We start from the raw sequence: 12,224 nt of genomic DNA, 5'->3' as shown, positions 1-12,224 counted from the left end.
AGGCCCCACCGTTGCGCATGGCGGTGGGGCCTCTTCGCATGTGCTGCGAGCCGTGTCCGGGGCTCGGGCCCGGGGCTCGCGCCGCAGGTTGCGGGACGGAAAGTGCACCTTCGAGGTGTGTCTCAGGTGCGGTTTTGATCCCGCAGCAAGAAAGGGGCGGACGACGCGACGAAAGACCCGGCCCCCGTCGCGCATGAGACGGGGACCGGGAGTCGAAGTGGCGGATCAGCCGACGATCTTGCGCTCGTCGTACCAGGGAGCGAGTCGACGGCGGAGAACCGAGATGAGCAGCAGCGTGAGGTTCGCGATGATGACCATCACCACGACCATCGCGATCGCCTCATCCATCCGGAACTGATAGGCGGCGAACTCCAGCAGGTGACCGAGGCCGCCGGTCCCGCCGAGGAACTCACCGAGCACCTCTCCCGTGAAGCCGAGCGCAGCACCGCGCTGGATCCCGGAGAGGCTGTAGGGAAGCGTGGCGGGGAAGATCACCTTCCAGCCGAGTCCGATCCCCTTGGCGCCGTACACCCGTGCCGCGTTGACGAGCGATGGGTTCACGGTGACCGCGCCCTCCATCGTGTTCAGCAGGATGGGGAACACGGCCAACAGGATGACGAGCGCGATCTTCGACTCGCTGCCCAGCCCGAGTCCGAGGATGAACAGCGGGGCCAACGCGACCTTGGGGGTCGAGTACAGCACCCACAGGAACGGCGCGACCATGAAGCGCAGCACCGGCGACCAGCCGACCGCGAGCCCCACGACCACGCCGACGACGATCGCGATGGCGAGGCCGATCAGGAGGTTCGTGACGCTGAACACGAACGCCGACCAGAACTCCGGGTCGACCATGAGCTGACCGAACGCGACGGCGATCGCACTGGGGGCCGGCAGGAACGCGGCGGGAATCCACTGGAACCAGCTGACCACCGCCTCCCAGAGGAGCAGCACCGCGGCGACGACGCCGATCAGGAGCAGCGTCCACCTGCCCTCCCCGGAGCGCACCACGCGCCGTGGCCGCACGATTCGGACCGTTCCGGTTGCCGAGACCACGCTCATCGCTTGCCCTTCCTCGTCCACGGTGCGACGCCGCGTTCGATGGCCGTGACCACCTGCGTCATCCCCACGCTCCACAGCACGACGACCGCGATCGCCGCGAACGCCTGATCGGTCTGATACGTGTTCGAGGCGCGGATGATGAGTGCGCCCATGCCGCTCGAAGAACCGGCGAGCTCCGCCACGACCATGCCGATCGTGGCGAGCACCACCGCCTGCCGGAGGCCCGCGAACAGGAACGGGATCGTCGACGGCAGGTAGACCGAGCGGTACAGCCGCATTCGTCCCGCGCCATACACACGCGCGGCGCGGATGATGGAGGGGTTCGTGGTGCGCATACCGGCGGCGACGTTGAGCAGGATCGGGAAGATCGCACTGATCGTCACGAGGAAGATCACCGGACCGATCCCGAAGCCGAACCAGGCCTTCGCGAGCGGCTGATACGCGATCGACGGCGTGGCGTAAATCGTCCAGGCGATCGGCCCGATCACCCGATCGACCGGGAGCGAGGTGCCCATGAGGAGTCCGACCGGGATGCCGACGACCACGGCCAGCGCGAAACCGGTCAGCCATGCCTGCGCCGAGACCCCGGCGTTGGCGGCGAGTGATCCGTTGGCCACGATCTCCCCGAACCCCTGCGCGATGGCCAGGGGCGGAGGGAGGAAGACCGGGCTGATCCACCCGAGCACACCCACCACCAACTGCCACAGCACGAGGAGGATCACGACCTCGACCGCGATGACGGCGGCCTTGCCCCTCGCGCTCAGCCCGGCGAGCCAGGCGGCGACACCACCCCTGCCGAGATTCGGACCGGTGGCCAGGAGCGCGGTCATTTCGACACCGCCGCCGCCGTCGCCTCCCCTTCCAGCGCCTCCCAGAGGTGGTCGCGGAGTTCGAGGAAGCGTGGGTCGTGCTGCACCGAGCGCTCCGAGCGCGGGCGCGGGATGTCGGTCGTGATGATCTCCTTGATCGCCCCGGGGTGGCTCTTGAAGACGACGATGCGGTCGCCCAGGAGGATCGCCTCCTCGATCGAGTGCGTGATGAAGAGGACGGTCTTGCCCGTCGCCTCGATGAGCTTCTCGATCTCGTCGCGCATCACCTCGCGGGTCAGCGCATCGACGGCGCCGAGCGGCTCATCCATCAGCAGGATGCGCGGCTCGGCGACGAACGCGCGGGCGAGGCCGACACGCTGCTGCATGCCACCGGAGAGCTCTCGGGGATACGAGGACTCGAACCCCTTGAGCCCGACCATGTCGATGGCCTCCTGCACCTTCGCCCGCCAGTCGGCGGTGCGCAGGCCCTTCTGCATCTCGAGTCCGAACTTCACGTTGTCGAACACGGAGCGCCAGGGCAGGAGCGCGTAGTCCTGGAAGACGACGGCCCTGTCCGGCCCTGGCCCCTCGACCTGCTGCCCATCGACGAGGACGGATCCGGTGCTCGGCGCGACGAGGCCGGCGATGACGTTCATGAACGTCGTCTTGCCGCACCCCGACGGGCCGAGCACCGTGATGAACTCGCCCTCGAACACGTCGAGGTCGACGTTCTCGATGGCGATCAGCTTCTTCCCCGTCCGCGCGACGTCATAGCTCACCGAGAGCCCGGTGACCGAGATCAGCGGATCCGCCGAGTCCCGTACGGTGTGGTTCACGTCAGTCATCGTCGACCTCTCGTCTCATCGCCGCGCGTCGGTGCGCGGCTTATCGCAGCTTAGGAAGCACCTCGGTGCCGAGGAGTTCGATCTGCTCGAAGAACCGATCGAACTTGAACCGGAAGTCGAACACGAGGTGCTCGGTGCCGACCTCCTCGAACCGCCGGATCTGCTCGACGGCCTGGTCGGGGTCACCCACGATGAGCTGGCCCTCGAGGTCTTCGACGGTTTCGAAGCTGCCGGACGGCGGCTTCACCGCGAACTTGGCCTTGTTGGCCCAGGCGAGAAGCCCCGGGATGTTCACGTGCTTCAAGGCCTCCTCGCGCGTGTCCTCGATCGAGGTCGGCGGGATGACGGCGACGGTCGGCATCGGTCGGCCGTTCTCGTCCGTCATCTCGCGCATGGTCTGGATGCGCTTCTCCATCGTGAGGAGTCCGGTGCGTCCGGGCATCCATCCGTCGGCGAACTCCGCCGCGAGACGGGCCGAACGCGGGGTGGCGCCGCAGTACCAGAACGGGATGCGTCCTCCCACGGGCTTCGGTTCGATGGTGACGTTCTCGAACGAGAAGATGCCGTCGTCGTAGGTGACGTCGTTCTCGGTGAACACCCGGCGCAGGATCTCGGCGTTCGAACGCACCATCTCGACGCGGTCCAGGTCGCCCCAGCCGATCGCCTCGAACTCGTGGTCGAAGGTTCCGGCACCGAAGCCGAGGATCAGGCGCGGGCCGAGCAGCTGCGTCATCGTCCCCGCCATGAGCGCCGTGACCAGCGGGTGACGGAACGGGATCAGCGATCCGGTGCCGAGCTCGATCTTCTCGGTGACGGCGCCGATGGCGGTGAGGGTGGTCAGCGCGTCGTAGAACGTGCGGTTCGGCTTCTCCATCTCCCCGTGCGGTTCGAAGACCAGGTGGTCGCGCACCCAGACGGAGTCGAATCCGAAGCTCTCGGCGAGCTTCGACCCCTCCAGGAGCTTCTCCTTGCTCGCTTCCTCGCCGAAGTGCGGCAGCAGCAGTCCGAATTTCATGTCAGTTCCCTTCCGCGGCGAACGCCGCCCTGTCTTCCGCCGATGCGGCGAGCTTTCCGAATGTGCGGTCGCCGGTGACCTCGTCGCCGACGTAGACGTCGACGCCGCGCACGAGGGTGCGCTGGATGCGCGCACTGATGGTGCGTCCGTCATACGGGGTCCAGCCGATCTTCGACAGCACGCCGTCGTTGGTGATGGTCCACTCCTCGGAGAGGTCGGCGATCACGATGTCGGCGTCCGCCCCGATGGCGAGAGAGCCCTTGACCCCTTCCAGGCCGAACTTGGCGGCGGGGATGTGGGCGACCATGTCGATCGCGCGCTGCAGGTCGAGCTCACCCTTGTTCACGGCGTCGAGCATGAGCTCGTAGTAGTACTGGATGCCGGGTGTGCCGGTGTGCGAACTCCACATCTTGGTCCACCCGACCTCCTTCTCCTCGCGGGTGTGCGGGGCGTGGTCGCTCGCGGCGATGTCGATCGTCCCGTCACGCATGCCCTCCCAGACGGCGGCGCGGTTGTCGTCGGGCACCCAGTAGCTGAGCGCGTACGGTCCGAGTGTCTCGACGTCATTCCACGTCGACAGGAACGGTGCCCAGTGGTTGACCTCGCAGGTGACGTCGATGCCGTTCTGCTTGGCACGGCGCACGGCCTCGATCGAGCGTCGGGTCTGGATGTGCGCGATGTGCACCGGGCAGCCGGAGGCCTCCGCGAGACGCAGCACGACGTCGATCGCGGTGTCCCAGATCACGCCCTCGCGAGCCGCGTAGGCCGAGGCGTAGCCCTCCGGGGTGTTCTCACCACGGGCGAGATAGGCGCCCTCGATGTAGTCCATGAGCGCCTGGTCGTGCGGGTGCACGATGAAGCGCTTGCCGGTCTGGGCGATGTGATCCATGATCTCGAGCAGGTGCCCGTGGTTGTGGATGCCGGTACCGGAGGGGTGCGGATAGTCGCGGCCGGTGTCGACGACCATGTAGATCTTGTACGCCCGGATCCCCATCTCGCTCATGCCGGCGATCTCGTCGAACTTCGTCGGCGCGGGGTTGTGGTTCCAGTCGACTATCGATGATTCCTCGTACCGACGGAACACGTCGGTCAGCGTCGCGACGTCGGTCGTCGGCGGCTTGAGGTTCGGCATCCCGAACATCGTGGTGACGCCGCCGGCCGCAGCCTGCAGGCTCGTCGTGTAGATGTCGTCCTTGTGCTCGTAACCGGGTTCGCGGGTGTGCACATGCACGTCGACCATTCCGGGGAGCACGAGCTTTCCCGCGGCATCGATCGTGCGCGCGGCCGGGATCTCGGTGCCTCCCGCGACGATGCCGGCGACCTTGCCGTCGGCGACGAGCAGGTCGGCCTGCACCGGCCCTGCGGGGGTGACGACGGTGCCACCGGTGATCTTCAGATCCACGCTCATCGCGCGACCTCCTCTTTGCTGACGGATTCTGTGGTGATGGATTCGCCGATCGCGGGCGACGGCGACGACCGGTGGATGAGATGCGCCGGCCGCACGTACCGGTCGAACCACTCGACGATCACCGGAGTGGTCTGCTCCCAGTAGGCGTCGTAGGCGGCGTAGTGGGTGGTGTGCCGCTGCATGATGAGCTGCTTCGGGCCACGGGCGGCCTCGTACAGCGCTTCGGCGTGGTCGGTCGGCGTGGTCGCATCGCCTTCGACGCCGATCACGAGCAGCGGCGTGGTCAGGCGGGACGCCGCGTCGATGGGCCGGTAGGCGAGGATGCCCTCGGCGCACGCAAGCGGGACGGCGGTCGGGATGCGGTCGTCGACGTCGGCCTTGATCTTCGTGGCGCGACGCTCGGCCGTGGGGATCATGATCTCCTCGCGGGGGTGCACGATCCGCCCCTTCCCCTCGGTGACGCGCAGCCGGCGGTCTTCGGCGAGGGACTTCTGGAAGTCGAGCCATTCATACTCGCTGCGCATGCGGTGCAGCCAGTCCTCACCGTCGGCGACGGGCACCTGGCTCACAGCGGCCTTGATGCGCGGGTCGGCGTCGGCCAGGAGCACGGCGTTGCCGCCTCCCGTCCCGCCCGTTCCGAACACCCCGATCGCGTCGGCGATCACGTCCTCGCGCGTGGTGAGGTAGGTCACGGCGTTCACGAGGTCCTCGAGCTGCCAGGCCGGGGACAGGTAGCCGCGGTCGCCCTCGGAGTCGCCGAAACCGCGGTAGTCGATCACGAGCACGGCGAAGCCCGCCTGGACGAGGGCTTCGTGATAGCGGACGTAGAGCTTGGCATCCTTGAGCCCGAGCCAGCCCGGCCCCTGCACGAGCGCACGGTAGGGGCCCGCGTGATCGGGGGTGCGCCACACGGCGGAGATGCGCTGCCCCTCGCTGAAGTACGAGACGGATGTGGTCTGCATGGGTTCCTCTCGGCTGAACGCGGCGTCGCGATCGGCGATCTGCGCCGCTGCGGTGGGGCGATTCCCATCATCACTCATTTTGGATCCAGAATCCAGTATTGATTTGGATCCAAAATCCGCGCTAGCATGACCGCATCGCGTCGACCCGATTGGCCGACGCCGGTGGTCCCGACTTGGACTGCGAACGTGCTCTCGCTTGCGCCCTTCCCTTCCTCGTCTTCCGGAGAACCATGCCTGCCACCACCCGCGCCCTCGCCGCCACCCCGCTCCTCGCCCTCCTCGTCGCCGCCGGATTGAGCGGATGCAACGGCGCTCCCACAACGCCCGCCGCCGCCGCCGATCCGAAACCCCTCGTCCTCGACAACTGCGGCACCGAGGTGTCTGTGGAGGCCGCCCCGCAGCGGATCCTCACCATCAAGTCCTCGACGCTCGAACTCGCCCTGGCGCTCGGCGCCGGCGACCGCATCATCGGCTCCGCCTTCTCCGACGGACCCCTGCCGGACGATCTCGCAGCGAGCGCGGAAGGCATCGACGTCGTCTCCGACAAGGTGCCGTCGAAGGAGGCCGTGCTCGAGCTCGAGCCCGACCTGGTGTTCGCCGGGTGGGAGTCGAACTTCTCGGTCGACGGTGCCGGCGAGCGCGCCGACCTGCAGAAGCTCGGCATCACCACCTACGTCGCGCCCGCCGCCTGCAAGGCGCCGGGCTACATGCCCGACCCGCTCACCTTCGACGCCGTCTTCGACGGTTTCGCCGAGGCCGGCAAGCTGCTCGGCGAACAGGATGCCGCGTCCGCGCTGATCGCGGAGCAGCGCGCCGCCCTCGACGCGATCGCCCCGGACGAGCGCGGACTCACGGCGCTCTGGTACTCCTCGGGCACGGACCAGCCGTTCGTCGGTGCGGGCATCGGGGCACCGCAGATGATCATGTCGGCGGCCGGCCTCGACAACGTGTTCGCCGACGTGCACGACACCTGGACGTCGAGCTCCTGGGAGCTGATCGCCGAGGCCGACCCCGACGTGATCGTGCTGGTGGATGCCGCGTGGAACACCGCGGAGTCCAAGATCGCGCTGCTCACGTCGAACCCGGTCACATCCGAGCTCGACGCCGTGCAGAACCAACGGTTCGTGATCGTCGACTTCCCCGCCACCGAGGCGGGGATCCGCAACGTTGACGCCGTGGAGTCGATCGTGACCCAGCTCGGAGAACAGTGAGCGTCACTGTCCCGTTGCGGGCGGCGGTCCCGGTCGCGGCGGCATCGACCACCCACCCGAGACGGCGGCGCACGGTCTCTGCCATCGCCGTGCTGCTGCCCACCCTCGCCGTCACCGTGATCGCGGCCGTCGCGATCGGACCGGCCGACATCACCCCTGGCGAGCTCCTGGCGAGCGTGTGGTCGCACCTGACCGGGGCGACCAGCGGCCTCACCCCGATCCGCGACGCGATCATCTGGGAGGGACGTGTGCCCCGCGTGCTCACGGCGGCCGCCGTCGGTGGTGGTCTGGCCCTCTGCGGTGCCGTGATGCAGGCACTCACCCGCAACCCGCTCGCCGATCCGTATCTGCTCGGGCTGTCGTCGGGCGCGTCCACGGGCGCGGTGATCGTGATCGTCCTCGGCGCCGCGGTGGCGCTGCCGTTCGCGGCCTTCGCCGGTGCGGTGCTCGCTCTCGTGCTGACGCTCGGCCTCGCCCGCGCCGCCGGCTCCGCGGGACCGACCGCCGTGGTGCTCGCGGGGCTCGCGGTGTCGGCCGTGCTCGCCGCGCTGACCAGCCTGGTGATCTTCTGGAGTGCGACGAACGACAGCTACCGCGAGATCCTCAGCTGGCTGCTCGGCTCCCTCGGCGGCGCAAACTGGGCGGATGCGACCTTGGCCGGTGTCGCCGTGCTCGTCTGCGCCATCCCCCTGCTGGCGTCGGCCCGTCCGCTCGACAGCCTCGCGCTCGGGGACACCGCCGCCGAAGCCCTGGGCGTGCCGGTCACCCGGATGCGGGTGCTCCTCTTCCTCTGCACGGCCCTGTTGACCGGTGCGCTGGTCGCGGTCAGCGGCTCGATCGGATTCGTCGGGCTGATTCTCCCGCACGCGGTGCGTGCGGTCGTCGGCGCCCGGCATCGCGCGCTGCTGCCGGTCTCGTTCCTCGCCGGGGCGGTGTTCCTCATCTGGGCCGACACCATCGCCCGCACCGTGTTCGAACCGCGCGAGCTCCCGGTCGGGATCGTGACCGCGCTCATCGGCGGACCGGTGTTCGCGCTGCTGATGCTGCGGATGCGGAGGAACCGGACATGACCGATCACCGAGACGGGCTCGACGCCCGGCGCATCCGCTTCCGTCGCGGCGATCGGCTCATCCTCGACGGGATGCATCTCACCGCACCGGGCGGGGCGGTGACCGCTCTGCTCGGCCCGAACGGTTCGGGCAAGAGCACGCTGTTGCGACTGATCGCCGGCACGCTGCGCGGCGAGGTCGAGTCGGTCCGCCTGCACGGCGACCCGCTCCTGACGATGATGCGCCGGGAGCGCGCGCAGCGGGTGGCCCTGGTGGAGCAGGAGTGGTCGGCGGCCGAGGGAATGACGGGACGCGACATCGTCGCACTCGGGCTCCTTCCGCACCGGGGCTGGCTGTCGTTCGAGAGCGAGGCGACGGACGCCGCGGCCACGGAGACGGCACTGCGCCGTGCCGGTGCCCTCGCGTTCGCCGACCGCGATGCGGCGACCCTCTCCGGCGGCGAGCGTCAGCGCGTGAACCTCGCCAGGGCCCTGGCGCAGCGTCCGGCACTTCTGCTGTGCGACGAACCGACGAACCATCTCGACATCCGCGCCCAGCTCGACGCCCTCACGCTGCTGCGCTCACTCGCCGGGGATGGGATGACCGTCTTCGCGGCACTGCACGACCTGAACCATGCGGCGGCCTTCGCCGATCGGATCGTGGTCGTCGCGAACGGTCATGTGCAGGCGGCCGGGTCGCCACAGGAGGTCCTCACCCGCGAGCTCATCGCCCGGGTGTGGAACGTCGACGCCGTGGTCCTCTCCCGACCGGACAGCGATCGCCCCCTGATCGTGTTCGACGAGGCGCCGGTTCCCGTCCTGGGACGGTGACGATCGCCTGGACTAGACGAGCAGGGCGCGCGACGGCGCGGAGTCCGCAGCGAGGACGAACGCGCTCAGCCGCCGGGAGATCTCTTCCGCCTCTGCTTCCTGTCGGTGAAGGAGCTCGTGGGTGAGACGGTCGGCCGGCGTCGGATCCGGCGACCCCTCGAACGACATGGGCAGCGCCGCGCACTGCGTGTGCCCGCACAGCAGATGCGCCAGTTGGTGGACCACGACGTGCAGCCGGTACCACCGCGGGTCGGATTCCCGGAGGAGGATCCGCGCGCGATCACCGTTCACGAGCACGAAGGGCGCGATGCTCGCCCACTCCCCCTCGCCGAGCAGCTCGACCTCGATGTCCACCCCCTGCAGGACCGACACCCGGTCCGTGATGCACTCCACACTTGCGCCGCATTCGACTTCCAGCTCCTCGAAGAGCTGAGTCACTCCGTTTCGTCCGTTCATGAGGCCCCTCCGCCCGATGAGCTCGCACCGTGATCGGCCGAGCATTGCTCCCACTGATGAGACGGGTCGAGGGCACGTCTCATTACGCCGATATATTGGCGACTTTCGTCCAGATCTCTCGCCGAACGTCTAAGGTCCGGGGGCGGAGTCACCCGGCCAGTCGCTGGCCCACGAGGTACTGGTGCACGGCCTCACGGACCAGTTCTGCTTGTCGCGCACCCCTCTGTGCACGCAGTTGCTCGAACGCCTCCCAGTCCCGATCGGAGAGCGTGGCTCGCACTGTGCGCGCCGTCGCCGCGCGCTGGGGCTCCGCACCGATGCGGGGACGGCCCCGGCGAATCTCGCCCTCCATTGCCTCGACCGATCCGTACTCGGCGATCGCGAACTCACGGCCAGCGGCAGCGGCCGCCTCGCCGGTCAGCGCGGGACCTACGGCCGTGAACGTCGCGTCCGGGTCCGCATAGCGATCGCTCAACGCGTCGTAATCGATGTTCTTCCCACTCATTCCGGATTCTCCTCTCGGTATCGCCGGATCGCCGGCCCCAACTGCATGACGTGAAAGATGACCGCCTCTCGTCCGGAACCGTCCACAGCCACCCGCACGATCACCTCAAGCTCCCGCTCGGTCTGTGCGTGCTCGGGACCGATGAAGAGCCGGTTGACCGTGCCGTCGCCGTTGTCCTCCATGTCGCGAACATAGTTCGGATGCAGGAGCGCATACATGGCATCTCGACGATCGACGCCGTGCTTGCCCGCCGACTTCGCCCAGGATGGTGCCACGGCCTCGATCTTATCCAATCCGAGCCAATAAAGTAAGCCGATAAAATGGGCCGAGACGCACGCCCGAACCGATAGGCAGCGTTGGATGAGGTGTGGACAGGCACATCAGGACCTAGTCCCGCGTCCTCCGGACCTCGTCGACCAGGTCGAGCACGGCTCCGGCGAGCGCGGCGGCGGTGTCGCGGTCGCGCATCCAGAGCGGATGCACCGGGGCGGAGAGCCCCTCGGCCTCGAGCGCGACGGCGAGCGCGGCATCCTCTTCGGCGATCACCCACGCATCGAGCAGCCCCCCGGATGTCCGCGCACCGTAGTGGCGCCCGACCGCATCGGCGGCAGCGGGGATTCCGACCGCGGCGAGACACGCATCAGCCATTCCCCGCACCGGCGCACCGGCGATGATCGGAGAAACCCCTACCACCGCTCCGGGAGAGGAACGCACCGCCTCGGCGATCCCGGGGACGGCGAGGATCGGGCCGAGCGAGACCACGGGGTTCGAGGGCGCGAAGAGCACAGCGTCCGCCTCCGCCAGAGCCTCCCGCACCCCGGGCGCGGGCGCGGACCGCTCGATGCCCGGCCAGTCGAAGCCCTGTGCGGGGAGACCCGCCCGATGCCGCGTCCACCACTCCTGGAAGTGCATGCGCCCCTGCGAGGTCGTCACGTGCGTGTCGACCTCGGAGTCCGTCATCGGGAGCAACCGGACACCGAGCGGCCAGCGCCCGGCGAGACGACCCACGACCTCGGTGACCGTCGCACCGTCACGAAGCCACCCCGTGCGCGCGACATGCGCTCCGAGGTCGAGATCCCCCAGTGTGAACCACGGCCAGCCGGCCCCCCAGGCTCCCAGTTCCGCTGCCACTCGCTCGCTCTCTCCGGCTCGGCCCCACCCCCGCCCGGTATCGTTCACCCCGGCGAGGGCATAGATCATCGAGTCGACGTCCGGCTGCAGGCGCAGGCCACTGAGCCACAGATCGTCACCGGTGTTGATGATCACCGTGATCCGGGCGCGGGTGCCACCCTCCCCGTCGGGCCAACGTCGGCGCGCAGCCTCTCGCACGCCGACGACGAACTTCGATCCGCCGACACCGCCGGCGAGGACCACGACGCGTGGTGCCGCGGGGAGTGTCATGACGCCAGCACCAGGGGCCGATCCACGAGCGCCGCGGTCCGCGGCCCGAGACCGGCGCGGCGTGCCGCACGGAGGTGCTCGGCATGATCGAGGTCACGCCTCAGTCCGCTCAGCACCGGGAACCCGACCTCCGCGAAGCCGGCCTCGTGATGGGCGACGGCCGAGCGATCGCCGAAACACGGGCGCAGCTCGAAGCCCGCGCGGGCGGTCGCGAGCACGGTGCCCGTCCCCTCCGCATCCGGAACGAACGCCCGAGGATGCGAAGACGCGAAGGCGAGTGCCCTGGCCAGTTCGTCCGGGCGCAGCGCCGGGAGGTCACCGAGCATCACGGCCCGCGGACGAGCATCCGGTGCCGCGCTCACGCCGAGCGCGATCGCCGCGCCCAACCCCTCTCCCCGGTCCCGCACGACCCGCACGCCGGGCAGCACGCGGAGCGCGGTCGCCGTGATCTCGTCGCTCGTCACGACGATGACCTCGGCGACCCGCTCACAGGCCGCGGCGGCCTCGACGGTGTCCAGTGCGATCGCCCGAGCGAGCGGCTCGCGCTCGACCCCCGGCAGTCGCAGGCGCGACTTCCCGATCTCGGCCCGCTTGACCGGGATCACGACCACCCACTCACGCACGGGTGCCCCCGGCACCGAGGGCCCGACACCACCACCGCGGAGCATGTCGGC

General features: G+C 69.0%; 14 protein-coding genes. 3 read left to right on the top strand and 11 right to left on the bottom strand.

The genetic code is table 11. The features are described from left to right. Nucleotides 1-225: 225 nt before the first annotated feature. Genes KV397_RS17300 through KV397_RS17275 form a run of 6 tightly spaced genes read right to left on the bottom strand, consistent with a single transcriptional unit; the run spans nucleotide 226 to nucleotide 6,098 of the window. Entirely contained in the window at nucleotides 226-1,059 is an 834-nt protein-coding gene (locus KV397_RS17300) for an ABC transporter permease (RefSeq protein WP_131493192.1), read from the bottom strand. Beyond that, nucleotides 1,056-1,889 carry an ABC transporter permease gene (locus KV397_RS17295; protein ID WP_232763113.1) on the bottom strand — a complete coding sequence of 278 codons (834 nt, stop codon included), beginning with the start codon at nucleotides 1,887-1,889 and terminating at the stop codon, nucleotides 1,056-1,058. Before KV397_RS17295 ends, KV397_RS17300 begins: the two co-directional genes overlap by 4 nt. Further along, the gene (locus KV397_RS17290) at nucleotides 1,886-2,713 is read right to left on the bottom strand and encodes an ABC transporter ATP-binding protein (protein ID WP_232763112.1); all 828 of its coding nucleotides are present in this window, start codon (nucleotides 2,711-2,713) and stop codon (nucleotides 1,886-1,888) included. The genes KV397_RS17295 and KV397_RS17290 overlap by 4 nt, the downstream gene beginning before the upstream one ends. Nucleotides 2,714-2,753: 40 nt before the next feature. Beyond that, entirely contained in the window at nucleotides 2,754-3,728 is a 975-nt protein-coding gene (locus tag KV397_RS17285; RefSeq protein WP_131493186.1) for an LLM class flavin-dependent oxidoreductase, read from the bottom strand. A gap of 1 nt (nucleotide 3,729) precedes the next feature. Beyond that, complete coding sequence (locus tag KV397_RS17280; protein WP_261811845.1) at nucleotides 3,730-5,136, bottom strand: dihydroorotase; 1,407 nt, start codon at nucleotides 5,134-5,136, stop codon at nucleotides 3,730-3,732. Then, nucleotides 5,133-6,098, bottom strand: a complete 966-nt coding sequence (locus tag KV397_RS17275) for an alpha/beta hydrolase (protein WP_261811844.1) — start codon at nucleotides 6,096-6,098, stop codon at nucleotides 5,133-5,135. The genes KV397_RS17280 and KV397_RS17275 overlap by 4 nt, the downstream gene beginning before the upstream one ends. A gap of 230 nt (nucleotides 6,099-6,328) precedes the next feature. On the opposite strand from KV397_RS17275, the gene KV397_RS17270 reads away from it, so the two are divergent. The 3 genes from KV397_RS17270 to KV397_RS17260 are packed head-to-tail and all read left to right on the top strand — an operon-like array spanning nucleotide 6,329 to nucleotide 9,188. Continuing rightward, nucleotides 6,329-7,309: a putative F420-0 ABC transporter substrate-binding protein gene (locus KV397_RS17270; protein WP_261811843.1), complete on the top strand. Its 981-nt coding sequence runs from the start codon at nucleotides 6,329-6,331 to the stop codon at nucleotides 7,307-7,309. Beyond that, nucleotides 7,306-8,379, top strand: a complete 1,074-nt coding sequence (locus tag KV397_RS17265) for a putative F420-0 ABC transporter permease subunit (protein WP_407665271.1) — start codon at nucleotides 7,306-7,308, stop codon at nucleotides 8,377-8,379. Before KV397_RS17270 ends, KV397_RS17265 begins: the two co-directional genes overlap by 4 nt. Continuing rightward, the gene (locus KV397_RS17260) at nucleotides 8,376-9,188 is read left to right on the top strand and encodes an ABC transporter ATP-binding protein (protein WP_261811842.1); all 813 of its coding nucleotides are present in this window, start codon (nucleotides 8,376-8,378) and stop codon (nucleotides 9,186-9,188) included. The genes KV397_RS17265 and KV397_RS17260 overlap by 4 nt, the downstream gene beginning before the upstream one ends. Before the next feature lie 12 nt (nucleotides 9,189-9,200). Here KV397_RS17260 and KV397_RS17255 read toward each other — a convergent pair whose 3' ends face one another. From KV397_RS17255 to cofC, 5 genes are all read right to left on the bottom strand, one after another. Continuing rightward, on the bottom strand, nucleotides 9,201-9,644 hold the full coding sequence (locus tag KV397_RS17255; RefSeq protein ID WP_134352551.1) for a hypothetical protein: 444 nt from the start codon (nucleotides 9,642-9,644) through the stop codon (nucleotides 9,201-9,203). Nucleotides 9,645-9,792: 148 nt separating this feature from the next. Then, nucleotides 9,793-10,149 carry a hypothetical protein gene (locus KV397_RS17250; RefSeq protein ID WP_232763106.1) on the bottom strand — a complete coding sequence of 119 codons (357 nt, stop codon included), beginning with the start codon at nucleotides 10,147-10,149 and terminating at the stop codon, nucleotides 9,793-9,795. Further along, nucleotides 10,146-10,424, bottom strand: coding sequence for a hypothetical protein (locus KV397_RS17245; RefSeq protein WP_261811841.1), 279 nt, complete (start codon nucleotides 10,422-10,424; stop codon nucleotides 10,146-10,148). The genes KV397_RS17250 and KV397_RS17245 overlap by 4 nt, the downstream gene beginning before the upstream one ends. Nucleotides 10,425-10,536: 112 nt before the next feature. Beyond that, nucleotides 10,537-11,550: a 2-phospho-L-lactate transferase gene (gene cofD, locus KV397_RS17240; protein WP_261811840.1), complete on the bottom strand. Its 1,014-nt coding sequence runs from the start codon at nucleotides 11,548-11,550 to the stop codon at nucleotides 10,537-10,539. Then, nucleotides 11,547-12,218: a 2-phospho-L-lactate guanylyltransferase gene (cofC, locus tag KV397_RS17235; protein ID WP_261811839.1), complete on the bottom strand. Its 672-nt coding sequence runs from the start codon at nucleotides 12,216-12,218 to the stop codon at nucleotides 11,547-11,549. Before cofC ends, cofD begins: the two co-directional genes overlap by 4 nt. Nucleotides 12,219-12,224: the final 6 nt, after the last annotated feature.

It is taken from the genome of Microbacterium aurugineum, assembly GCF_023101205.1.
Taxonomy (GTDB): domain Bacteria; phylum Actinomycetota; class Actinomycetes; order Actinomycetales; family Microbacteriaceae; genus Microbacterium; species Microbacterium aurugineum.
The sequence above is the reverse complement of the archived record's forward strand: the minus strand, read 5'-3'. Positions and strand labels throughout refer to the sequence as shown.

Bases quoted from the DNA above. Each gene is read 5' to 3' on its own strand.
- KV397_RS17250 (WP_232763106.1), bottom strand. From the start codon at position 10,149: ATGAGTGGGAAGAACATCGATTACGACGCGTTGAGCGATCGCTATGCG.
- KV397_RS17280 (WP_261811845.1), bottom strand. From the start codon at position 5,136: ATGAGCGTGGATCTGAAGATCACCGGTGGCACCGTCGTCACCCCCGCA.
- KV397_RS17275 (WP_261811844.1), bottom strand. From the start codon at position 6,098: ATGCAGACCACATCCGTCTCGTACTTCAGCGAGGGGCAGCGCATCTCC.
- KV397_RS17300 (WP_131493192.1), bottom strand. From the start codon at position 1,059: ATGAGCGTGGTCTCGGCAACCGGAACGGTCCGAATCGTGCGGCCACGG.
- KV397_RS17295 (WP_232763113.1), bottom strand. From the start codon at position 1,889: ATGACCGCGCTCCTGGCCACCGGTCCGAATCTCGGCAGGGGTGGTGTC.
- KV397_RS17255 (WP_134352551.1), bottom strand. From the start codon at position 9,644: ATGAACGGACGAAACGGAGTGACTCAGCTCTTCGAGGAGCTGGAAGTC.
- cofD (WP_261811840.1), bottom strand. From the start codon at position 11,550: ATGACACTCCCCGCGGCACCACGCGTCGTGGTCCTCGCCGGCGGTGTC.
- KV397_RS17260 (WP_261811842.1), top strand. From the start codon at position 8,376: ATGACCGATCACCGAGACGGGCTCGACGCCCGGCGCATCCGCTTCCGT.
- KV397_RS17270 (WP_261811843.1), top strand. From the start codon at position 6,329: ATGCCTGCCACCACCCGCGCCCTCGCCGCCACCCCGCTCCTCGCCCTC.
- cofC (WP_261811839.1), bottom strand. From the start codon at position 12,218: ATGCTCCGCGGTGGTGGTGTCGGGCCCTCGGTGCCGGGGGCACCCGTG.
- KV397_RS17285 (WP_131493186.1), bottom strand. From the start codon at position 3,728: ATGAAATTCGGACTGCTGCTGCCGCACTTCGGCGAGGAAGCGAGCAAG.
- KV397_RS17290 (WP_232763112.1), bottom strand. From the start codon at position 2,713: ATGACTGACGTGAACCACACCGTACGGGACTCGGCGGATCCGCTGATC.